This is a genomic window from Pseudomonas sp. WC2401, assembly GCF_041200115.1.
GTDB lineage: Bacteria > Pseudomonadota > Gammaproteobacteria > Pseudomonadales > Pseudomonadaceae > Aquipseudomonas > Aquipseudomonas fragi.
Genome location: NZ_CP165623.1, coordinates 3,484,250 through 3,507,241, shown reverse-complemented (window position 1 = coordinate 3,507,241; position 22,992 = coordinate 3,484,250). Strand labels below are relative to the sequence as shown.

Annotated in this window: 9 protein-coding genes; 2 read left to right on the top strand and 7 right to left on the bottom strand. The window is 62.0% G+C overall.

All coding sequences use genetic code 11. The features are described 5' to 3' along the window. The first annotated feature begins 28 nt into the window (after positions 1-28). The gene (locus AB3G35_RS15940; protein ID WP_016781092.1) at positions 29-406 is read left to right on the top strand and encodes a response regulator; all 378 of its coding nucleotides are present in this window, start codon (positions 29-31) and stop codon (positions 404-406) included. Between the two features lie 124 nt (positions 407-530). On the opposite strand, the gene AB3G35_RS15935 is transcribed toward AB3G35_RS15940, so the two are convergent. The 4 genes from AB3G35_RS15935 to mexE form a co-directional block, all read right to left on the bottom strand. Then, positions 531-1,586, bottom strand: coding sequence for a tetratricopeptide repeat protein (locus AB3G35_RS15935; RefSeq protein WP_086797323.1), 1,056 nt, complete (start codon positions 1,584-1,586; stop codon positions 531-533). 273 nt (positions 1,587-1,859) lie between these two features. Next, positions 1,860-3,269, bottom strand: a complete 1,410-nt coding sequence (locus AB3G35_RS15930) for an efflux transporter outer membrane subunit (RefSeq protein WP_088377498.1) — start codon at positions 3,267-3,269, stop codon at positions 1,860-1,862. Beyond that, entirely contained in the window at positions 3,266-6,445 is a 3,180-nt protein-coding gene (locus AB3G35_RS15925; RefSeq protein ID WP_016781089.1) for an efflux RND transporter permease subunit, read from the bottom strand. Before AB3G35_RS15925 ends, AB3G35_RS15930 begins: the two co-directional genes overlap by 4 nt. Before the next feature lie 15 nt (positions 6,446-6,460). Next, entirely contained in the window at positions 6,461-7,705 is a 1,245-nt protein-coding gene (mexE, locus tag AB3G35_RS15920; RefSeq protein WP_016781088.1) for a multidrug efflux RND transporter periplasmic adaptor subunit MexE, read from the bottom strand. Positions 7,706-7,997: 292 nt separating this feature from the next. Between mexE and AB3G35_RS15915 the strand changes: the two genes are divergently transcribed. Further along, positions 7,998-10,889 (top strand): RHS repeat-associated core domain-containing protein, encoded by a 2,892-nt coding sequence (locus tag AB3G35_RS15915; protein ID WP_369781751.1) that lies wholly within the window; start codon positions 7,998-8,000, stop codon positions 10,887-10,889. A 132-nt stretch (positions 10,890-11,021) separates the two neighbouring features. Here AB3G35_RS15915 and AB3G35_RS15910 read toward each other — a convergent pair whose 3' ends face one another. The 3 genes from AB3G35_RS15910 to AB3G35_RS15900 are packed head-to-tail and all read right to left on the bottom strand — an operon-like array spanning position 11,022 to position 22,916. Further along, positions 11,022-15,509, bottom strand: a complete 4,488-nt coding sequence (locus AB3G35_RS15910) for a SpvB/TcaC N-terminal domain-containing protein (protein WP_369781750.1) — start codon at positions 15,507-15,509, stop codon at positions 11,022-11,024. Next, on the bottom strand, positions 15,506-20,218 hold the full coding sequence (locus tag AB3G35_RS15905; RefSeq protein WP_369781749.1) for a neuraminidase-like domain-containing protein: 4,713 nt from the start codon (positions 20,216-20,218) through the stop codon (positions 15,506-15,508). The genes AB3G35_RS15910 and AB3G35_RS15905 overlap by 4 nt, the downstream gene beginning before the upstream one ends. Further along, the gene (locus tag AB3G35_RS15900; RefSeq protein ID WP_369781748.1) at positions 20,211-22,916 is read right to left on the bottom strand and encodes a Tc toxin subunit A; all 2,706 of its coding nucleotides are present in this window, start codon (positions 22,914-22,916) and stop codon (positions 20,211-20,213) included. The genes AB3G35_RS15905 and AB3G35_RS15900 overlap by 8 nt, the downstream gene beginning before the upstream one ends. Positions 22,917-22,992 lie beyond the last annotated feature (76 nt).

Below are 22,992 nucleotides of genomic sequence, written 5' to 3'. Positions count from 1 at the left end.
GCAGCGATGGCATGAATTAAGGTTTCCCATGAGTGAAGATGCGCAAGATGTTGTTTTGATTGTCGAAGACGATCCCTCGATCCTGATGGTCCTCAGTGCCTATCTGGCGGGTGAGGGCTACAGGGTGTTGCAGGCCGAAAATGGCGAGCAGGCGTTCGAGATTCTGGCGAGCAAGCCGCATCTGGACCTTATGGTCACCGACTTCCGATTGCCGGGAGGGATTTCCGGGGTACAGATCGCCGAGCCTGCCCTCAAGCTGCGCCCGGACCTGAAGGTGATCTTTATCAGCGGCTACCCGGCCGAGATCCGCGACACGGGCAGCCCGATCACCCTGACTGCACCGATCCTGGCCAAGCCGTTCGACCTCGATACCCTGCAGGCGCAGATCCAGAAATTGCTGGCTTGACGCTTGATACCTTTGGGGGTGCGCTTGTGGGAGCGGGCTTGCTCGCGATTGCATCACCCCGAATGCTTCAGACAGACCGGGTTGCCTGCATCGCGAGCAAGCCCGCTCCCACAGGTTCAGCTGTTCACAACCCCTGCTGCAGCGCCGGGTCATCCGGGTTCTGCTGCTCCAGTTGCGCCAGCAGTACCTGCACATTTTGCAATTGCCCGGCCTCTTTCCAGTAACGAATCAACAGCACCCGCGCCCGACGATTGGCGGGCTGGCGTTGCAGCAGCTCCTCGAGCTGGCGTTGCGCGGCTTCCAGCTGGTCGAGGTCATGCAGGGCCGTGGCCAGTTTGTAGCGGTAGTCGCTGTTGTCGGGCTCAAGCTCCACGGCCTTGGCCAGGCCGAGCAGGGCGTACTCAGTCTGGCCGTGGTTGAGCAGCCAGATGCCCAAGGCATGTTGCAGGTACGCTGAATCCGGGTGCGCTTCGAGCTGACGGGCCAGCAATTCACGGGCCTGGTCAGGCTTGCCGCGCTTGTCCAGCAGATCGATCTGCGCCACCACGGCCTTGAGGTTGTCCGGGTCCAGGCGGGTGACCTGTTCCAGCGCCGCCTGGGCCTCATCCAGCTGGCCTTCGTGCAGGTACAGGCGAGCGAGCTGGCCCTGGGCCTGGGGGTCGTCAGGGCGGGTCTTGAGGTCGCGTTCGAACTCGTCGATCACTTGCTGCAACGGCCCGAAGTACAGGCCCTGTTCATCTGGCGACAGGCCGAGCAGGGCGTTGGCCGCGGCAAAGCGCACGCTTTGTTCCTCGTCATCGAGCAATGGCCCCAACAACAACGTGCGCTGGGCACTGGGCACGAGGCCGACAATGCTCTGGATCGCCGCTTTGCGCACCAGCGGTGACGGGTTGTGCAGGTCGGCGTCGGCCAGCTTCAGGGCTTGCGGGCTTGGGTAGTTGGGCAGTTCGGCATGCAGGCTGGCGCGACGGCTGTCGCTCAGGTCGGTGCGGGCCAATTGCTGATAGAGCACGCGGGCGGCACCGGGTTTGCCGTTGTGGGCCATGTCCAGGGCGATGGAATAGCGCTGGCTCACGGAGGGCGTGGGGACGGCAGGCGCAGGGGCCATCGAATACCAGAGGCCGGCGGCAACGAGTGCTGACACCAGGCTGATTACGAGGTAGCGGCGGGGCTGGGTCATCCAATATCCAGAAACAGGCTTACGTATGGGCTGCAAGAGTGGGTGAGTCGGGGGCTTGAGTCAAATCGCCATGCCCTCACCCCAACCCTCTCCCGCAGGGAGAGGGAGCTGACTGCGCAGAGATTCAAGACCGCCACAAATCAGTCCCCTCTACCTCCGGGAGAGGGTTAGGGTGAGGGGCTCTTGATGTTCAGGCAAAAAAAAGCCCCGCGACCGAATGTACGCGGGGCCAAAAATTTGGTTGGTTGCGGCCAACCAAAGGAGCTCGTTGAATCAGTGCGCGCTGGCCACGGTCTCGGCTTGCCAGCCACCACCCAGTGCCTTGTAGATGGCTACCACGCCGCGATACAGCTCAACCTCGGCTTGGGCCTGGCTGTCTTCGGCCGCCAGGCGCTCGCGCTGGGCATCCAGCAGCACCAGGAAATCCACCGTGCCTTCGCGGTAGCGAATCGCCGCCAAGTCCGCCGCAGTACGGCTGGACTCGCTCTGGCGAATCAGCGATACCAGACGCTGCTGACGTTTGCCGTAGTCACTGAAGGCGTTTTCCGACTCTTCCAGGGCCAACAGGACTTGCTGCTCGTAGCTGGCCAGGGCGCCATCGGCCTCGGCGTCAGCCCCGCGCAGGCGTGCCCGCACGCTGCCCAGGTCAAACGCCGGCCAGGTAATGCGCGGGCCCAGGGCCCAGGCATTGGCCGCCGCCGAGCCGATTTGCGAACCGCGCCCGGCGGTAAAGCCGAGGAAACCACTGAGGCTGACCCGCGGGAAAAGGTCGGCCTTGGCCACGCCAATCCGCGCCGTCGCCGCTGCCAGCTTGCGCTCGGCACTCATGATGTCCGGGCGACGTTGCAGCAAGTCGCCGGGGTTGCCGATATTCAGCGCCTTGGCAATGGCCGGCAGCTGTTTGGGGCTCAGATCGACGCTCAGTTGCTCAGGGCGCTGACCGAGCAAGGTGGCGATACGATTGCGCTCGCGCACCTGCTCGGCCTGCAACTGCGGCACGCTGGCTTCAACCGAGGCAAGGCGGGCATCAGCGCGGACTACGTCCAACTGATCGCCAACCCCGGCATCACGCAGGCTTTCGGTGATGGCCTTGGAGTCTTGCTGGTTTTTCAGGTTGTCCAGAGCGATGCGCTCACGCAGTTGGGCACCGCGCAATTCACCATAGGCATCGACCAGTTCGGCAATCATGGTGACTTGCAGCTGATACAGATCGGCTGCAGCGGCCTGTTCGTCAGCGTCGCTGGCTTCCAGCTCGCGCTGGATACGGCCAAACAGGTCGACTTCCCAGGCCATGTCCAGGCCCAGGTCGTAACGCTCGCTGTTGACGCGCTTTTCAGTCTGGCCCGGGATTTGGCCCTTGCCCAGATCGCTGCTGGCACGACTGGTGATGGTCGGCATGGCGTCGTTGCTGACATCATCGCGAATCGCCCGGGCCGCGCGCAGGCGGGCAAATGCCACGCGCAGCTCGCGGTTGCCGGCCAGTGACTGGGTCACCAGCTGGTTGAGGGTCGGGTCATCAAATTGCTGCCACCAGATCCCTTCAAAATGCGCCCGGTCAAAGCCCTTGAGGTTATCGGCGCTGATCTGTGCCGGTTCAGTGGCCGGGGTCTTGTAGTCCGGGCCCACGGCGCAGGCACTCAAGGCCAGCACCAACAGGCTCGGAAGAAAAACTTTCACGCTCATTGTTGCGACTCCAGCTTGAGGTGTTTGGCCGCCTTGCGCGCTTCACTGCGCTCCACATAACGGCGAATCAACACATAGAACACCGGCGTCAGCAGCAGGCCGAAGAAGGTCACCCCGAGCATCCCCGAGAACACCGCCACACCCATCGCATGGCGCATTTCGGCACCGGCACCGCTGGACAGCACCAGGGGCACCACACCCATGATGAAGGCGAACGAGGTCATCAGAATCGGCCGCAGACGCAGGCGGCAGGCTTCCAGCACAGCGGCCAGCGGGTCGAGGCCTTCTTCCTGTTTGTCCTTGGCAAACTCGACGATCAGGATCGCGTTCTTGCACGCCAGGCCCACCAGTACGATCAAGCCGATCTGGGTGAAGATGTTGTTGTCACCCCCCGACAGGATCACCCCGGTAATCGCTGACAAAAGTGTCATCGGCACGATCAGGATCACCGCCAGTGGCAGGCTCCAGCTTTCGTATTGGGCGGCCAGTACCAGGAACGCCAGCAGCACACAGAGCGGGAACACGAACAGCGCAGTATTGCCCGACAGGATTTGCTGATAAGTCAGCTCGGTCCATTCGTAGGTCATGCCGTTGGGCAGTTCTTCCTTGAGCAGTTTTTCCATTGCCGCTTCGGCCTGACCGGAGCTGTAGCCCGGTGCTGCGCCGCCGTTGATTTCAGCGGTGACAAAGCCGTTGTAATGCATCACGCGGTCAGGGCCTGCGGTGTCGCTGACCTTGATAAAGGTCGCCAGCGGGATCATTTCGCCCTTGTTGTTACGCACTTTCAGCTGGCCAATCTGCTCAGGCTCGAGGCGGAACTGCTGCTCAGCCTGCACATTCACCTGATAAGTGCGACCGAAGCGGTTGAAATCGTTGGCATACAGCGAACCCAGGTAGATCTGCAGGGTGTCGAAGATGTCGCTGATGGCAACGCCGTGGGTCTTGGCTTTTTCGCGGTCGATGGCCGCGTCGACTTGCGGCACGTTAACCTGATAACTGGTGAACAACCCGGCGAGTTCCGGCACGTTATGGCTCTTGGCGATCACGTTCTGCACTTCTTTGTACAGTTCGTCATAACCCAGGCCGCTACGGTCCTCGACTTGCAGGCGGAAACCGCCAATGGTGCCCAGCCCCTGTACCGGCGGCGGCGGGAAGATGGCGATATACGCTTCCTGAATATCGGCAAACTCCGCATTCAGCGTGGCGGCAATGGCCGCAGCTGACTGGCTCGGATCCTTGCGCTCATCGAAGTCCTTGAGTGCAACAAACACAATGCCGCTGTTGGGGCTGTTGGTGAAACCGTTGATCGACAGGCCGGGGAAGGCGATCGAGTTGGCCACGCCGGGCTGCTTGAGGGCCAGCTCGGACATGCGCTTGATCACTTCTTCGCTGCGATCCAGGCTTGCTGCGTCCGGCAACTGGGCGAAGGCCACCAGATACTGCTTGTCTTGCGGCGGGACAAAGCCTGTCGGGGTGTGGGCAAAGCCGGCCCAGGTCAGCGCCATCAGGCCTGCGTACACCAGCATGGCGATGCCACTGCCACGGATGATCCGTCGCACAGTACCGACATAACCGTTACTGGCCTTGACGAAGAAACGGTTGAACGGGCCAAACAGCCAGCCACCGAACAGGCGGTCCAGAAAGCGGGTAAAGCGGTCTTTGGGCGCGTGATGGCCCTTGAGCAGTACCGCCGCCAATGCCGGGGACAGGGTCAACGAGTTGAAGGCCGAGATCACCGTGGAAATGGCAATGGTCAGGGCGAACTGCTTGTAGAACTGCCCGGTCAGGCCCGAGATAAATGCCGCCGGAACAAACACCGCACACAGTACCAAAGCAGTGGCGATGATCGGCCCGGTCACTTCGCGCATGGCGCGCTTGGTGGCGTCCACGGGGTTGAGCCCCAGTTCGATGTTTCGCTCGACGTTTTCCACCACCACAATCGCATCGTCGACCACGATACCGATGGCCAGCACCAGACCGAACAGCGACAAAGCGTTAAGCGAGAAGCCGAACATATGCATCACTGCGAACGTACCGATCAGCGATACGGGCACAGCGACCAGCGGGATGATCGAAGCGCGCCAGGTTTGCAGGAACAGGATGACAACCAGTACCACGAGGATCAGCGCTTCAAACAGGGTGTGGACCACAGCCTCGATAGAACCGCGTACAAAGATCGTCGGGTCGTAGACGATGTCGAAGTCCATGCCTTCGGGGAAACTCTGCTTCAGCTCGGCCATCTTGGCGCGAACGTCATTGGAGATCTGGATGGCATTGGAACCCGGGCGCTGGAAGATCGGCAGCGCCACGGCGGGCTGGTTGTTGAGCAGCGAACGCAGGGCGTACTGGCTGGAGCCCAGCTCGACCCGGGCGATGTCCTTCAGGCGAGTAATCTGACCATCTTCGCCGGAGCGGATGATGATGTTCTCGAACTCTTCTTCATTGACCAGACGGCCCTGGGTGTTGACCGACAACTGGAAGCTGGTGGCATTGGGGGCGGGCGGGGCACCGAGGGCGCCGGCGGCGACCTGGCGGTTCTGCTCGCGGATCGCTGTCACCACATCAGTGGCGGTCAGGTTGCGCGACGCGGTTTTGTTTGGATCGAGCCATACCCGCAGCGAGTAGTCGCCCATGCCGAACATCTGTACATCGCCGATACCGTTGAGCCGCGCCAGTTCATCCTTGATATTGAGGATGGCGTAGTTGGACAGGTACAGCATGTCGTAGCGCTTGTCCGGCGAGGTCAAGTGCACAACCATGGTCAGGTCGGGGGAGGCCTTGTCCACCGTGATGCCGATACGCGTCACTTCTTCCGGCAGCTTGGGCTGGGTGCGGGTCACGCGGTTTTGCACCTGCACCTGCGCATTGTCCAGGTCAGTGCCCAGGGCGAAAGTGATGGTCAGGGTGATCTTGCCGTCAGCGGTGGACTGCGAAGACATGTACAACATGTTTTCAACACCGGTGATGGCTTGCTCCAGAGGTGCGGCGACGGTTTCGCCGATCACCTTGGGGTTGGCCCCGGGGAAGTTGGCGCGCACCACGACGGTAGGCGGGACCACTTCCGGGTATTCGCTGATCGGTAACTGGAACAGCGAAATGCCGCCCGCAATCAGGATAAGCAAGGAAAGTACAGCGGCGAAAATCGGCCGCTGAATAAAGAACTGGGAAAAATTCATCGGAGTTATCGTCCCTTAACCGCGAGGAGTCGCGACGCTGGCCAATTTCGGCGCGCCAGTGGCGGGCTTGATTTGCGGCAGGTTGCTGGCTTCCAGGGCTTGTCGTTGTTGTGCCAGTGCGGCGAGGGTCTGTTCGTTGGCCATCGGGATCACTTCAGGCGTTACCGGCGAGCCGGGGCGCACTTTCTGCAGGCCCTTGACGATGATGGTGTCGCCCTTGTTCAGACCGCTGCGAACAATGCGCAGGCCTTCGATTTTCGGCCCCAGGTCCACGGCGCGGTAGGTCGACTTGTTGTCGGCATCCATCACCAGCACGAACTTTTTGCCCAGGTCGGTACCCACGGCTTCGTCATTGATCAGCACGGCGGAGTAGGTGGCGCTGCCGACCAGCTTCAGACGCGCATACAGGCCGGGGGTGAAGCTGCCGTCGGTGTTGTCGAACACCGCGCGACCACGGATGGTGCCGGTCTGCGGGTTGACCCGGTTGTCGACGAAGTTCATCTGGCCCAGGTGCGGGTTGCCGTCTTCGTTGGACAGGCCCAGGTATACCGGCGTGGTCTGGCCGCGCTGGCCCTGGCGGGCAAGCTGGTTGTACTTGAGGAACACACGCTCGTCAGCGTCGAAGTAGGCGTACACCTTGTCAGTGGACACCAGGCTGGTCAGCGGCGTGACATCGGCAGTGACGATGTTGCCTGCGGTGATTTCGGCACGGCTGACACGGCCGCTGATCGGTGCGGTGACGCGGGTAAAGCTCAGGTTGAGTTTGGCCAGGTCCAGTTCTGCCTGGATGGCCGCGACGCCGGCACGGGCTTGCTGGGCAGCGGTGGTGCGCGAGTCGGCCAGCTCTGCCGAGATGGCATTGCTCTGGCGCAGGCGCTCGCCGCGCTGGGCTTCGTTATCGGTACGGCTGGCATTGGCGCGGGCTTGTTGCACCTGGGCTTCAAGCTGGCGCACGGTGGCCTGGAACGGGCGCGGGTCGATCTGGAACAGCAGGTCGCCCTTTTTCACCAGGGCGCCCTCGGTAAAGGCGACCTGATCAATCTGGCCCGACACGCGTGGACGAATTTCTACGGTCTCTGGTGCTTCCAGGCGCCCGGTGAATTCATCCCATTCATTGACCGGCTGTTCAAGCACCTTGGCCACGCTGACTTTTGCAGCTGGAGCCGGAGCAGTCGCTTGGGGAGTTTTGCCGCATGCGCTCATCACCACGATGGCCAGGGCCGCGAGTGGGAAGCGCAAATGTTTAAGTGACTGTTCCATGAGGGGGAGTCCGCCAATCTATTGAGATGGGCGGATAATGCTGGCGCGCGTGCCGGGGCACGAATCGAACCCAGCGAAGATCAATATCATCCGGAATGATACAAAGCGTTACCAAGCTCTCTAGCCTGCGCTTTTTGTTAGGACACTATCAATTAAATTCTGTGTCATGACGTGACGAAGGGTGTTGCCTATGCGGTCAGAACGGCCTGGTAAAAAAACCAATATGTACCGCCTGTGGCGATGCGGGTCTACCTAGGCTGGCTAAATCTTGCTGCCAGTCAGGTATGTGCTTATGGCTTCTCTACATCGTTTTACCCCTTCACTGACCGCCTTCGATCCCAGAGGGGCGAGTGTGCGTACGGTGGCCTACCAGCGCTTGCGCGTCGAGGATCAACCCGTGGCCCGGGTCCGCCGCAATGTGTTTGGTATCACCGGCGCGCTGCAGCAGCAGTGGGATCCGCGACTGCATGCCTTGCAAGGTCACAGCCCCGGTGGGCGGCCCGCCATCAGTCGTCAATACAGCCTGTCCGGGCGGGTGCTGCGCACTGACAGCGTGGATGCCGGGTGGCACATTGTCTTGTCAGGCAGTGGCGGGCAGGGATTAACCCGCTGGGACAGTCGGGGCTCCCGGCAACGCCATCAATACGATGGCTTGCTGCGCCGGGTGGCGGTGTTCGAGCAGGCGGGCAATGACGTGCGCGAGCGTTGTGTCGAACGCCTGGCATATGCGCCGACCAGTGCCGGGCATGCGGCGTTCAACTGCTGTGGCCGGCTGGTGCGCCACGATGACCCGGCAGGCAGTGTGACAATTGAACATTACGGGCTCGGCGGGGTCATGACGGGCCAATCGCGGCGCCTGCTGAAAGCCGATACGCCGCCTGACTGGCCGGCAGCCGAACACTTGCGCGAGCTGCAACTGGCCCCTGAGCGCTTTGCCAGTAGCTGGCACTACGATGCACTGGGCGGGTTGCAGCAATTGACCGACGCCAGGGGCAATCAGCGGCTGTGGCAGTACGGCGTGGAGGGTGAGCTGGCCCGGGTCGAACTGGTGTTCAGCAGCGCCAGGCGCAAGGTGCTGCTGGAACGCAGGGATTGCAACGCGCAGGGCCAGGTCACCCGCGAGCAGATGGGTAACGGTATGCTCGCCGAATTCAGCTACGACGAAAAAGATGGCAGCCTGCTGCGGTTGGCGGCCTATCGTTCGGCGCGTCGGGAAAACGCGCTACAAGACATGACCTATGCCTACGATCGCGTGGGCAATGTGCTTAGTATCCGCGATGCAGCACAGCCCACCACCTGGCACAGCAATGTGCGCAGCGATGCCACCTGTGTGTACGGGTATGACAGCCTGTACCAGCTGATAAACGCCAGTGGCCGGGAAAACGCCCGGCACGCTGGCGGTCCGGCCTTGCCCGGGCTGGTCGTGTTCGGTGCCGCCCAGGCTGACCTGTGGCGCAATTACAGCCGCCATTATCAGTACGATGCGGGAGGCAACCTGGTGCAGATGCGCCATGTGCCCTCAAGCGGACAGGGCTACACCCGGCGCATGGCCGTGGCCGCGCACAGCAATCATGCCTGGATCCAGGGCCAGGCCGTGGGCTTCGACCGCTGTGGCAACCAGCAGACGCTGACAGCGGGCCAGGCCCTGAGCTGGAACCTGCGCAACCAGTTGGCGCAGGTAAGCCAGGTGCTCCGTGACGACGGTCAGGCGGATACCGAGAGCTATGCGTACGACGCCCACGGCCAGCGGCTGCTCAAGCGCCGCGTGAGCAAGGCTGCAGGCATGACGCATCTGCGCGAAGTGATTTATCTGCCGGGCCTGGAGCTGCATCGCGACCACGCCACCGGCCAGTGGCTCAATGTGCTGACAATTGAAACTGGGCGCACGTCGATCAGGGCCCTGCAATGGCAGAAGGGCCGCCCTGCGGGAGTCAACGACGAGCAGTTGCGTTTCAGCCTGTCGGACCTGACCGGCAGTTGCACCCTGGAACTGGATGAACAAGCGGTGTTGCTCAGCCAGGAAGGCTTTTACCCCTACGGGGAAACTGCCTGGTGGGCCGCGAAAAATGCCGTCGAGGCCAGTTACAAAACCCTTCGCTATTCGGGCAAGGAACGCGATGCCAGCGGGTTGTATTACTACGGTTTCAGGTACTACGCGCCGTGGTTGCAGCGCTGGATCAGCCCTGACCCGGCGGCAGAGGTCGATGGCCTGAATCTTTATGCAATGGTGAGCAATAACCCGATGACGCTGGCTGATGCCGACGGACGTGCGGGCAGCACGATGAGTGAGCGAGTGAGTCTCGGCCTGTTTTTTGTTGGCTTTCTTGGCCTGGCGGGTCTTGCGCTGGGGGCTTTGGTTGATATGCCGGCCATTGGCGCGACGGCGGGTGCCTTGCTGGGTGGAGTGTTGCTGGGGTTGCTGGTGCATGAAGGATATCGCAATGCCAGAAGAAGGGCCGTGCACAACTCCGCCGAGAGCATTGCCGAATGGTTGTCGCAACGGGCCATCGACATTGCAGAGTCCCGGGGGTTGACCCATGAGGAAACCCATCGGCTGGTCAATTTTTTCTACGAACACCAGGGGGACAATGCCTTGTTGTCGGTCGCGGCCCATAGCACGCCAGAAGGCAAGATTTATGGTTTTGTCGGGCCGGCAGTCTCTGCGCAAGTGGCCAATAATCTGATGCAAGCCGGCAAGCCCATGGGCAGGGACATGCGCCGGTTGGGGTACAGCAATATCCTGCTGCGTGACCCGGTTCGGGCACAACCCGAACAACCTGCGGGGCCTTCTACTGCCGGGGCAGTCAGCACCTTTGACGTACAGGCCACCACCGGGCTGGCCAGGCGCAAAGTGGCCAGGGCAGGTGCGCCAGCCGCGAGCAGCGACAGCCCCGGCGTGCTGGCACGGGCACCTGCTTCGGCGTTCAGTGCCGATATGTCCGCGGTTGAACACTTGATGGGTGGCCCTGAAGGGCGAAGCATTGCCCTGACCATCGGGCATCTGCGTGAGGGCCGTACAGCCGCCGTGCATTGGCACAAACATCAGGACGAAGGCGGATTGTGGTCGGCGGACTTGCATGCTTACCCCGGTGGCGGCACCGGGCGTGGCGCATTCAGGCTGATGTTCGAACATCTTGGTGGGCGTCGCTACCGGGTGGTCGGGGTGCGCAACCCCCATCGGTAGGCGGCCCTTCCAAGCCTCTGTGAGAGCGAGCAGGCTCGCTCCCACAGAGGCGGTTTTTTGCTCTAGCCAAGTGAGCACCCAGCATTGGAGGCCGGGCGCAAGTTGGTGAAGGGCTTGCCCGCGATGGATGCTTCAGGAGTCGTCCTCTTCCCAGGTATCGTTTTCGTCCTCGCTGATGGTGTACCAGGTGCAATAGGTCTGGCGGCTTAAATGCCCTTTGCCGTTGAGCCTGCGGACAGGGCGGCCCAGGGGGTCATGGAATGTCTGGTCGCTGTAGCCATCCTTGCGAAGGGTTTCATCATCGATGTAGCGGTAGTGATCGGCGAAATACGCCCGGTAGTTTCTGACCACCAGCCCTTTGTTGTTGTATTCGACCCGGCCGCTGACACGCCAGCGCTGCTCGCTGTCCTGGCGCAATGGCTTGCCATCGCTGTCGAGGCTCAGGCGCCCCGACGGGGTGACCGCATAGGCCTGGCCCGGCGAGGTTTTCTGTTTGGTTTGCAGTTCGCGGCCAAAACCGTCGCTGAACGTCAGGTTTATGCGGATCTGCCGGGTAACGCCGACATCCTCAGCGGGGTACTGGTCTGCCTGTAGCACTGCGCTGCACACCGGTTCGCGACGGGCCTCAAGGATCTGTTCGGCGAGCTGGCGGTTGGTCGGTTGGGCCATGTCCAGGGCTGCAAGCCGGCTACGGGTGCTGGCGCGGATATGGCCGCCCGGGGTCAGGTAACCCTGTGCGATCCATTGCTCGCGCAGGGGCGATGGGGGGATGTGCCCCATCCAGTTGTAGGGGGCGTAAAAGCAGGCGCTGGCGGCATCGAGCAGCGCCCCCCGGGGGTTGTCGATGGCGGCCCGGGGGCTGTCGTCAGCCGGGCGCCGGTAGCTCGCCAGCGGGGCGAAGCCCGCCGCTTTGCCCTGTTCCTGGCCAAAAAGGCTGCTGGCCTGCAATTGCCCGAAAGCGTCATAGCGGGCCTGCTGGACACTGCCCTGGGCATCGGTGATGGCAATGGGCAGTTGCAGGCGATAGTCATACACCGCTTGCGTGCTGCAGCCGTCAGCGCCGGTCACCACGGCAAGATGGCAACTGTAACGGTCATGCTCCAGGGTGGTGGCCGCATGGCTTTCGGAGGGGCGCACCTGTTGGGGCCGATAGAACAACTGTTCGCCGGCATAGCGGGTAAATCCCTGTTTCAGCGACCACAGTGGGGGCGCCGCGGTGCCATCCGGGGTGTCAGGCAAAAACAGGCGCATGGGGTGGTAATGCTCCTGGGACAGGGTGGCGGCCAGATCGAAGGGGCTTTCTGCGGGCATGGTCGGCACCTCGTCATAAGCGCTGAGTGCCTGCTCGTCCAGTTCGGCGGTTTCCCGGTGTGCAGCCAGCGCCTGGAAACTGGCCTGGCCCGGTGGCAAAGAGGTATCGCTGTGGGGCAGGCAGTAGTGCTGCAGGCTCAACCCGGCCAACGTGCGTGCGGCTTGCGGCCCCAACGGGTTGTCGGCGGTGTTGCCAATCAGGTGTTCGTAGCTGATCCGCGTCGGGTCCAGGGCCGCCTTGGCGAGCACCAGGGCATTGCTGCGCTGGCGGTAAGGCAGTTGCAGGCGCCAGCGCTGGGCGTTGTCCAGATGGATAAATTGTGCGCGGACTTCACTGATGTAGTACGCCTGCTGGGCCGGGTCGTGGGTGTCGCGCCACCATGTCTGCTGATGGGGCTCGCTGAACGGGGGCGTGTCGCTGGCCTGCTTGCGCCGTGCGTAGTCGATGGTCAGGCCGTGGACCAGGCAGCCATAACGATCCCGGCGCAGGTTGATGGTGTGCTGGCAGGCCGGATCGGCGGGCTCGCGTTCGTAACGGTACACCTGCGACTCCAGCGGCAGTACCAGCATGCTGGCCGAAGGTTGCAACAGGCGTAGCAGGTAACGATGCTGGCTCACGGTATAGGGCACCCGCGACGCGGGCGGATCATCGGCGGCGAATACCTCTTCGCGCAATACCAGGCCGCTGAGCGCATGGCGTGCCTCGTCCTGCTGCGCCACAGGCAGGGCGGGCAGCACGCTGTCCTGCGTGGCGTTCGCCTCCAGACGGGTCAGCAGGGTATGGCCCGGCAGGTGGGCGTGGGCATCCCCCGCCCAGTAATCGTCGCGGGGCATGTCGAGGGATTTACCGGTGTGATACCAGGTTTTTCGCAATAGTGCCGCAGTATGGGCCTGGTCGTCGGGGGCTGTGGTGGAGTGCTCGGTGTCGGTGGCCAGGACCAGGCCATAGCCCTGGAAGCGGCGTTTTTTACCATCGTAGAAAGCGTCCCGGTATTCAAATCGCTGGGTCTGCTGGTTACCGCTGATCTGGTCAAGTTGTTGCTGCTCGCTGACCAGGTGCAGGGCAAAAGGCAGGCCGCTGCGGTGTGGCAGGCGCCTGGCGCGGCGTAGCTGTTTTTCATCCAGCCACTGCTGGGCGCTGCTGCGGTAACGCAGGCGGGCGACTGCCCCCATATTGTTATCGGTGCCTGTCAGCAAGTAGGGCTTTTGCGTGACAAAGTCGTAGCGCCAATGGCGCGGCACGGGGTGGGTCACGCTCAGGACCAGGCTGGTACAGCCCAGCCCTTGCAGGTCGGTGACGCTGACTTGGCACAAGCGGTCGTACCTCACCCCCGTCGGCCAGGGCAGCGGGGTGGGGGCCGTTTGCAAGCCGTTGCCGCACTGGTTCATGAAAATCAGCGCCTGGTCGGCTTCGAGATAGATCAGGTCGCTGGCGCCGGAGCCGTCAATATCGGCCAGCAACACCCGCGATGCCTCGAACCCGGTATATGAAAAAGGCAGGCTGGCGAATACAAAACCTTTGCCAAACCGGCCCCGGCCCAAGTTCGGCCAGCATTTGATCTCGTTGTGGCGGATACGCACCAGGTGTTGCTGGCCGCTGCCCAGCAGATCACTGAAGGCCAGGACTTCGCTGGCCTGGTCACCGGGCAGCGGCAGGCGGTCATCGTCATGGGCGTGGGGGATGTGCGTGGCTGCAGCAAAGCCCTGCTGGCCCTGGTTGGGGTATAAGCGCACGCTGTTGCTGCCGATCAGGACCAGGTCCTGCAGGCCACTGCCCATCAGCTCGGCGAGCTGGCCCATCGGCTGGAAAAATTCTTGCGGCAGGGCGGCGAAGGGGGTGAAAGGCGCCCATTGGCGATTTTGCTCAAGGGTGAAAAAGCCGCTCATGCCTGGCTGGGCAACCACCCACTCCAGGCGACCGTCGCCGTTGAGGTCTGTCAGGGCCTGCCGCAGCGGGCGGTTGCGGTCCGTCACGGGGATGCGTGCCAGCGTCTGCAGCGGGCCATAGGCCACATGTTCGGCGGTTGCCGCTGGCGCCCCCCGGAGCGGTTCACGGTAGTGCCACGCCTTGTCGCTACGGTAAAGCACCCCTGGCAAACCGTCGCTGTACAGGTCAACCAGTTGGTAGCCCTGGCCGTCGTGGGGCCCGTGCAGGGCATCAAATGGCTGATACCGCGCGCGGTCGGGAGCCAGCTCAAAACCGCTGTAGGTCAGCTCCAGGGGGGGCCAGTGGTTGATTGCTCCCGCCGTGTCCACTGCCTGTTGATGCACGGCCTGCAGCAGGCTGGCGCCAGTGCCGGTGGTGGCGTACTCCAGCAGCATGCGTCGGGTAAGCACCGGGGCGGGGCCGAGGCTGGCCTCTTCGGGGAAGTAGTGGAACATCAGGATCTGCCGGCACAGCCGCCGAGTGCCCAGTTCAAAACCGCAGGCATAGCTGCTGAACGGGTCGCTGCGCACCGGCCAGGGCTGTTGTTCGGCGTAACCGGGCGTCTGGTCCGGGGCCGTGGTGCGTTCGCCGTAGTCCAGGAGCAGCTCAAAATGCCACTGCCCGGCGGCCGGTGCGCGGTCGGTCCAGAGTGCCAGTTGCGCCCTGGGCGTGATGTTGCCATAGCCTATACGGCTCAGGTAACGCTGGGCGCTGTAGTCATGGGGGCCATCGCCGCGGGTATCGGCCTTGTAGCGATAGAGGATCTGCTCCCCGAGGGGGTTCAGGCTTTCTTCGAGCAGCCATTGCGCAACATGGGTGGGGGCCTGCGGATCGGCGATGCGTGCCGAAGCGGTTTTGCCAAACAGATGGACGTTGCCATCCGCGCCCTGAACAAGCCAGAACCCTGCAGGGTCTGCCGTCGAGGACCAGTGTTCGATGCGGTCGAAGCTGGTTTCAGTGCGTGGCAAATAACGCACCACGTTGTAGTCCGCGCCCAGTACCAGGCCGTTGAACTGGTTCACGCTGCGGCTTTGCAAGGCCCCGCTGGCCGCCCGCTCGGGCACCAGTTCCACGCCCGAAGGGCCGATAAAGCTGTCTTCATGGTCCCAGGCGGGCACGCCCCTGAGGGTGCTGCGCAGGATGGCACCGGCACTCGCCGTCCAGCCTGTGCCGAACGGACCGTTGCCCAGCGGGCTGTGATAGTTGAGGTCAATGGCCGGGGTGAACCCGCGCCCGGGGGACAGGGGCAGGGGAATCTGCAACGACGCCGCTCCGGTCATCCCCACCGCGCCCCAGCTGTTGCCGATACTGTGGATGGCACCCCCGCCCTTGGGCAGGGAAGGAGTTTGCACCTGATCATTGGCCGGTGTTTGAGTGCTCATTTCGGCTCTCCGGTACTCTGCGCGGTGTAGCGGATATGCACAATGATGTCGCTCAATGAGTTGAGCATGGGCAACTGGGCCGTGTGCTTGGGGAAGGCAAGCTGCCATGCGGACACCGCCCCGGTGTACTCGAAGGGCAGGTAGCGTTCGTCACTGTCGAAGTTGAGGGTGAACAGGCCGCTGTCATTAAGCCCGGTTGAGAGCACGACCTGCTCCCTGACCCGCAGGTCATCGCGGGTGTCACTGCTGGTTGCGGACAGCTGAATCTTGCTCGAGGTCTGGGTCAGGGTCGCGCGGATGTCTTCATAGGGGCCGAGCGTGGCTGGCAGGGATATGCTGATGCTTTTGATCCTGCGCAGGTAATGCCCGGGGTAGTCGTCGTCGAACAGGGCCTGGGTCAGCTCGAAGGCCACGCTGCCCTTGTCGAGCAGACTCTTGTGCATTTCGGCCCAGTCCTGGTTTACGTTCCCGCTACTGTCCTTGGCGCGCAGCAGGCGCAACGACACGGTCTTGCTGATCTGCAGTTCACGCTGGTTGCGCTGCAGATACGCGGCGAGCATGTGCTGCAGGTCAAGCTTGAGGGTTTCGCCTGCGATCATGCCCTTGAAGTGGTTATTCCAGCTGCCGCTGCGGATAAAGCGTGTGTCCCAGTCGGCACGCTCGAACTGCCAGCAGGCCTGGGCGGTCAGGCACAGCGCATGGGCCACGTCATAGGCCTGATAGTAGAGCGCCGCCAGTTGGTTGTTCAGCCACTGATACAGTTGCGCGTTGCCAAAGCGCCTGCTCAGCAGTTCGTAGGTTTGCCGTGCCTGTTCCAGGGCTGTTTCGCTGTACCGCAGTTGCAGGCGCAGTGCCGCGCTTTGCTGGGCGTGGGCCTGTAGTTGCATGTCGACCTGATGCAGTTCCAGCCTGCACTGTTCCAGGGCCTGGGTCCATTCCTGGGCGCGCCGGTTGAACAGGGCGGTGCGGTCCAGATGGGCAGCACTGGCGCGTTTTTCATTGGCAACACTCTGGGCTCCGGCCTGGACCGCATGAAAGGCGCCCTCATAACGCATCCCGCCGTTGGAGGTGCCGAAAATATTCGGTGCCAACATCGCCAGCCCCGCGCCGGCCTGGGCTACCGAGGCGGCCGTGTCCCATTGCGCGCTTTCCAGATAATGCTGGGTGGCCTGTGCCTCGGTTGCAGAAATTTTTTCCTTGAGCAGGCCTTCGAAGTACCGCATGCGGCCCTCGATCACCCGTCGCCCGGCCAGCAGGGCATCATGGCTGCTGGCGTCTGCGAGCAAACCCTGACGCTGCTGGTCGACGGCAATCCGGGCCAGGTCCCAGGCCTGCTGTTGCTGCAATTGCAGGTGCTCGCTCTGTTCCTTGCGTTCGAACAACAGCAGCAAGGTGTTGCCGAGCTGGATGACATTCTCGATCAGGCTCATGGCGTGTGCCTGGACGGTCTGGAAGCGGTAATGGCCGATGTCGGCGGCCGGAGCTGCGGGGAGGGCTGCAGCGCTGGTACCGCCGCCGCGGGCGTAGTGGCTCAGCAGCGTATGTGCTTGCAGGGCCGGGGCGAACAGGGGCTGCTGCAGGGGCCTGGCATTGATGTCGAGGTGATGCCTGAGGTTGTACAGGCGGCTTTCAATCTTGTCCCAGCGTGTCAGCAGTTGCGGGTTAAGGGGCTTGCACAGGGTGCTGGCGGGTTCGGTGGCCAACTCGTGCAGGGTTCTGGGCTCCCAGGGATCGCTGCGGGTGATGTCAGGGCGTGGCCCCAGCAGGCTCTTGACCCGCAGGTACCACAGCTTGGCTTCAGCCAGGCTGTCGCTGCTGGCCTGGCGAAAAGCGGCATCGCCGCGATTGAGCAGGATGTCCAGGTACAGCATGTACAGCGCCTGACGAAAATGCAGTGGCGTGCTGAGGGCGATCTGGTGCGGATCGTCGGGGTTGTCCAGGGCATAGCTGGGGTCGGGTGGGTCTGCGTGCAGAATATGCAGGCGCCAGTGTTGGCGATGCGCGCGCTGGCCTTGCGGGTCGAAGATATACCGCAGCCAGGCTTCGGCTTCGGCGTAGCGCTGTTCCATGTTCAAGCGGCAGGCCACCATCCAGGGCAGGTACAGGAACAGCTCCCAGAAGTACTTGCCGTGGGCACCATGAAAATCCAGTGGCTGGGGCGCGGCCCGGTTGCCCATGCCGGGTTCGTGCCAGTGGCTGGCCGTTGTTGCGAACAGATGGTCGAGGCTGACGTTGGCGGCTGCACTCAGTTGTCGGCCAACCCCAGTGTTCATGCGGATCGGTGCTCGCGGCTGGCGGGCCTGGGCATCGTCACCAAAGTGGATGAGCGAACCGCTGAAATCGATGTACTCGGCTGTTCCCTCGAATTGCACCCTGCTGCGGCTTATTCCGGGAGCAAGCGAGATGACAGGTGTGGCGTTGGCCGGGTCCAGGGTCAGTTGCAGGGCTTTGAGGGCGTAGCCGCGGATCACGCGGTCGTTGTGGCGGGTATCGGTGTCGTAGATCAACACCCCGTGGATGATCGTGATTGCCCCTTGGCCGGTGCCGCTTTGTTCGTCAAGAGGGCGCAGCGTACGGGGGTTGAGTTGAATATGGGCGTTGAACGGCTGCGCGGGGTCCAGGCTGGGGAACGTGCCGTTGAGTTCCCGGCGGGAGGTATTGGGCTCGCCGACCAGATGGCTGTTGCCACGATGGATATTGGCCGGGTGCGGGGTGCCCTGGTGACGGGGGATCATGATCACCCGCTTGTAATGGCGGGCATACAGCCTGGCCTCGGCATTGTCGAACAGCCAGTCGTTTTGCGGGTTGGCAGTGTCGTTTTGCAGTGAGTGAAAATGAACGGTAATGCTGTAGTCGGTATTGGTGTTTTCAAACAGGAAGTTGAAGGCGTCGTACTCGATGAACTTGTCATGCAATGGAACTTGCCAATCCCTGCGTATGGGCAAGGTTTGCTGAGGCCTGGGCAGGCCATCAGGGTCCTTGGCGGCGTCATAGATCAGGTTTTTGTAGCTGAGACCAGTCTTGTTGCAGGTAATGGCTAGCGAGACCCAGATGCACGGCGGCTTGACTTCGGTCTTGAGGGTCAGTTGCGAACCGTTTTGCAGTGCCACCTTGTCGGTCATGTTTGCCGGGGGGCTCGGCACGCTCAGGTTCAGCTCCAGGCTGAGTTCAGCCCAGTTGGTACGCGCCTTAAGCACGATACTGCGGTGCTCCTCGAATGGCTTGCTGAGCCTTGAGGTGACCTCCAGCACGCAGGATGTCTTGTTGAACACGATATCGCTGTTATCGCGCACTTCGCTGATATGCTCGTGCTTCTTGTCGAAGTTCCACCCGTCTGGTACGGGGGTGGGCGTACTGGCAGCAATGCCCGTCACGGCCACTGTTTCGCTGTGCGGTGCATGAAAATTGAAGCGTCGGGTGTTGCTGTAAACAAACTGTGACAAATAGCGCTTTGCCAATTTTTCATGCTCGGTAGTGTGCCGAGCATCCCACACGGTCCCCCTGGAAAACAGTCGCTCGATGGCAAAATCCTGATCGATGCGTACAGCCTGGTAAAAATCGCTGCGGGTGTGCTCCTGGGCTGCGGCAGGCAGTGGGCTGGCATGGGCGTTCAGCCCCAGGAACAGTGATGGAGGGTGGGTCGTGGAGTCGAGCACGGCCACGGTTTCAGTCGCCTGTTTCAGGGCTTCCTTGTCCAGTTTGTTGAGTTCTTTCATGACGCAGTATTCGTCGCTGCACAGCTGCGGCACGCTCCAGGTGCCATCGTATTTCAAATAAATAAAGTACAGGCGAAACTGGATAAAGCGGTTTTTGAGGTAGCTTTCCAGGCGAGCCTTGTAGTCCTTTTCCGTCTCATCGGGCTCCAGCCAGGAGTATTCCGCGCTGCCACTGACTGTGGTCGGGGACATGCACTGGGCCCAGACCACAAACAGGCGATGGTTGAAGTACACCGGGCGGATGCTGTGGTCCGGGATGTTTTCCGAGGCGGGCAGGGGGATTTTCTTCCAGTCCGACCAGGCGCCAGGCTCGGGGGCATCCTGCTTGTACCCTTGGCTTGCACCAGCTGGCAGGCTGCGCCGAGACATGTCCAGCGACCGCCAGTGATAGGTGTTGTCGACATTCGAGCGGGCAACAAAGCAGTAGGTGCTGTTGGCAAAGTTGTCCTTGTTGCCATCGATATAGCCATTGAGCGTTCTGAGGGTGGCGATCTGCTCGAAACGGGTCAGATAGCGCTGTACGGCCGGGAGCACGCTATCGGGCTCGATGCGACACTGATTGATGTCGTTTTCCAGTTGCTGAAAGCTGTCGCTTTTTTGGCTGCGCAGCATCGGGCTCAGGTAGTTGGCCGGGAAATGACGCAGTTGTTGCACCGTGCGCCAAACCGAGTAGGCGTGCAGGTTGTCGCGCCAGGTGGCGTGCTGGGCGGCGCTCATGCCCTTGATGTCATAACCGGGCTCCAGGCCCAGGGAAATGGCGTTGATGTATTGCTGCAGGCTGGCAATGGCACTGGCCACGCGACTGGTGGGCACGGCCTGGCTGACCTGCACGTCCAGCAGCCACCAGGCATGCAGGTCGTCATCAGTGACGGGCTTGCCATCAGTGGGCACGGCGGGCAGGGTGCTGTCATGACCCGATACATGGGTCAGGCAGAATGCGAGCAGGGCGTCGCGGGTCTGTTCATTGAGTTGTTGATGGATGTATTCAGACATGGTTACTCCTTGGCAGGTCCGCCACCGGCTGCGTTGAAGTTGGAGGAAGGGCCGCGAGAATGGCGTTGCCGACCCTGGTCCAGTCATCGGAGCCAAAGGTGGCGGTCAAACCGGTTGTCATCAGCAACATGCTGGTTGAGAGCCCTGTTTGTCGGGCGGTGTCATGGCAGCGCATCAGCCAGTCCAGCTCAGCCATCGAGCGCACGCGTTTTTCCGGTAGCCGATTGGCCAGCACTTCGATTTCGCTGATGCTCCAGCCCAGGAGCACGGACAGCTGCTGGCAGGTCTGCGCGGTCAAGCCCTCGCTCTGGCCTGCAGAGTTGGCCAACTGCAGGTAATTGAGCAAAGCTGGTTGCTGCACACCATAGGCATGGCAGCAGTGACGGAACCGTTCAAACAGGTACAGCGTGCCCAGGGTCAACTTCAGGGGCGCACTGGCTGGTTGTTCGTGATCCAGCCAGTGCGGGTTGAGCAGGAAGGCATGCAGAGCCGTGCGCTCAAGGGGCAGTAGCAGATCGGTCTCGGCATCGGGCAAATACAGCAACAGGTGCTTGAGTATTTCCTGCGGGTTTTCGCTGCCCAGGGCATTGGCGAAAATGCGCGCCGCCTGGCGGCACCCCTGCCTGAGCAGTTCACTGGTTTCAGTGGCAGTGGAGGTGTCTTTGAGCAGTTTTTCCAGCACTTGCTTGAACGGCAGCAACCGTGCATAGGCGTCGGCCAACAAGGGGTTGAGCTTGAGCTTGATTGTGGATTTGAAGGCCAGGTTACGCCCGGAATCCACACTCAGGTTTACATAACGATCGATGATGTAAACCAAACCCTTTTCCAGGCTTCCGGGCCTGGTTTCTCTGGGTAAGTGGGACTGGGCCCTGAGTAGCCCTTTGGCCAGCAAGGCGCTCCAGGTGTAGGCCAGAGGGCGTGCGCCAGCTTCGGGCTGCGGCAAGTCCAGGGCGGCGAGGGTGGCCTCGGGCATCATGAATTGCTGCATGCCATGCAAAATATCCTCGAGCTGCCTAAGCCGCAGCTGTACCCGCGAGGGGGGCGCTGCGCCGTCCAGTATCAAGTGTCGGCGTATCTGCTGCACGTCGGTACCACTGCCCTTGAACCAGGTTACTGCCCAGTCCAGTTGCATCAGTACATCAAGAAAATCCGCCGGGGCGTTGCTGCCCGAAAGCCGCAGGTTGGGGCTGACCAGTTGCTGGCGGTAGTCTTCGCCACCCAGCAGTTGCGCCAGGTGGTCGATGTCCTGCAGGGGCAGGCCGAACAGGGCGGGTATCGTGGCTTGCCGGTAAAAGCTGGAGAAGGTTGCCAAATCCCGGCGCAGCCCCTTCAGGTGCTTGTGGCTTCGCGCGGTGAGCAGACCCAGTGACTGCGGGGTGTCTTCCAGGCCCAGCGCCGCGCACACCTGATAAAGGGTCGCCGCGTCGGTGCTCAGGTCCAGACGACGGTTGTCCAGGGTCAGTGGTGAGCTGGAGCCGTGGGGCGGGTTGAAAACCCGGTCGAACAATGCCGGCGTCTGCCCTACGCCATGCACGGGCAACTGGTAAAGCCATGCAGCAAAGGTTTCGGGGGTGATGCCATAACGGCGGCGCAGATAACCAAACACGCCCAGCGCCCGCAGGCTGTTGTCATTGATGAGGATTGGCTCCTTCGCGCTGCCTTCGCAGGCCCTGGCGCTGTACAGCAGGGTGTCGAGGTCGGCATAGGGAATATCGAGCCAGCGTTGCAGGCGGATCATTCGTTGCAATCGGTCGTGCCGCTCAAGGCTGGTGTTGAGCAGGTGAACCGCCGCCGCAGTATCGCGGCCCAGCGCCAGGTTCTTTTGCCCCTTGTGGTGGGGGCCATTGATAAAACGGGCACCCACGGTATGGTCCTGGCTCATTTGATCTGCGGTTTGCACCACATTGGCAGACAGTCGCGGCCGAAAGCTGCCGCTAGCCAGCAGCTCCTGAAGCTGAAGGCTGTTGAGCCCGGTGTGCTGCATGAACTGCTGCTGCTCGGTGATCGGCTGTTCGTGGCCATAGTGTTTTTTGTAGAAGGCCGCAGGGTCGTTCTGTGCCTGCTGCCCGCCAATGTCTTCGGTTAGCAGGTTCTGCTGTGCCGGGCTGAGCAGGGTTAGCAGGCGCTGGGCAACATAGGCTTCCTGCAGCACAGTGCCGTACCTGTTTTCCGGCTGCTGGCTGTGGGGTAATTTAAGGCTGATGCGGTAGTTCAGCTCGCCCAGCCCCGGTTTTTTATCCCCCAGGCCCAGTACGCACTGGCGGTGGGCCAGATCGAAAGGCAGGGTAAAGGGGTAACGCAGTTCGGCCAGCACTTGCTCGACCGTACTGTCGCCATAGATGTCGCGGTTCTTCTTCAGGTATGCCTTGACGGGCTCGAGCAATGTTTCATTTACCAGGGTCAGCAGGGGCAGTTGCCGGGTGGTGTTTTCGGCGTCCACCAGCAGATCCTTGAGCATGGGGCGACGCCGAGCCAGGGTGATTTTTGCTGCAGTGCCCTGGCCGCTGCCCTCCAACTCCAGGGCGAACCGGTACAGCGCCTGTAAATACGCGGCAGGGGAGTCGACGGCGGCCAGGGAGGAGGGTGAACAGAAGCTGTTCCAGTCGTCCTTGAACAGGGCCGACCAGGTGGGGGGGGATTCGGGCACAAGGCCCGAATCAACGGGCGAGTCCGTCGGGGGTGAAGTTTCCTTGGGCATATTGAACATTCCTGTGCACACAGTGGGTCATCCACCGCGGTTACAGAAAATTAGCATTGCCGGGGGCCGCTTCTCG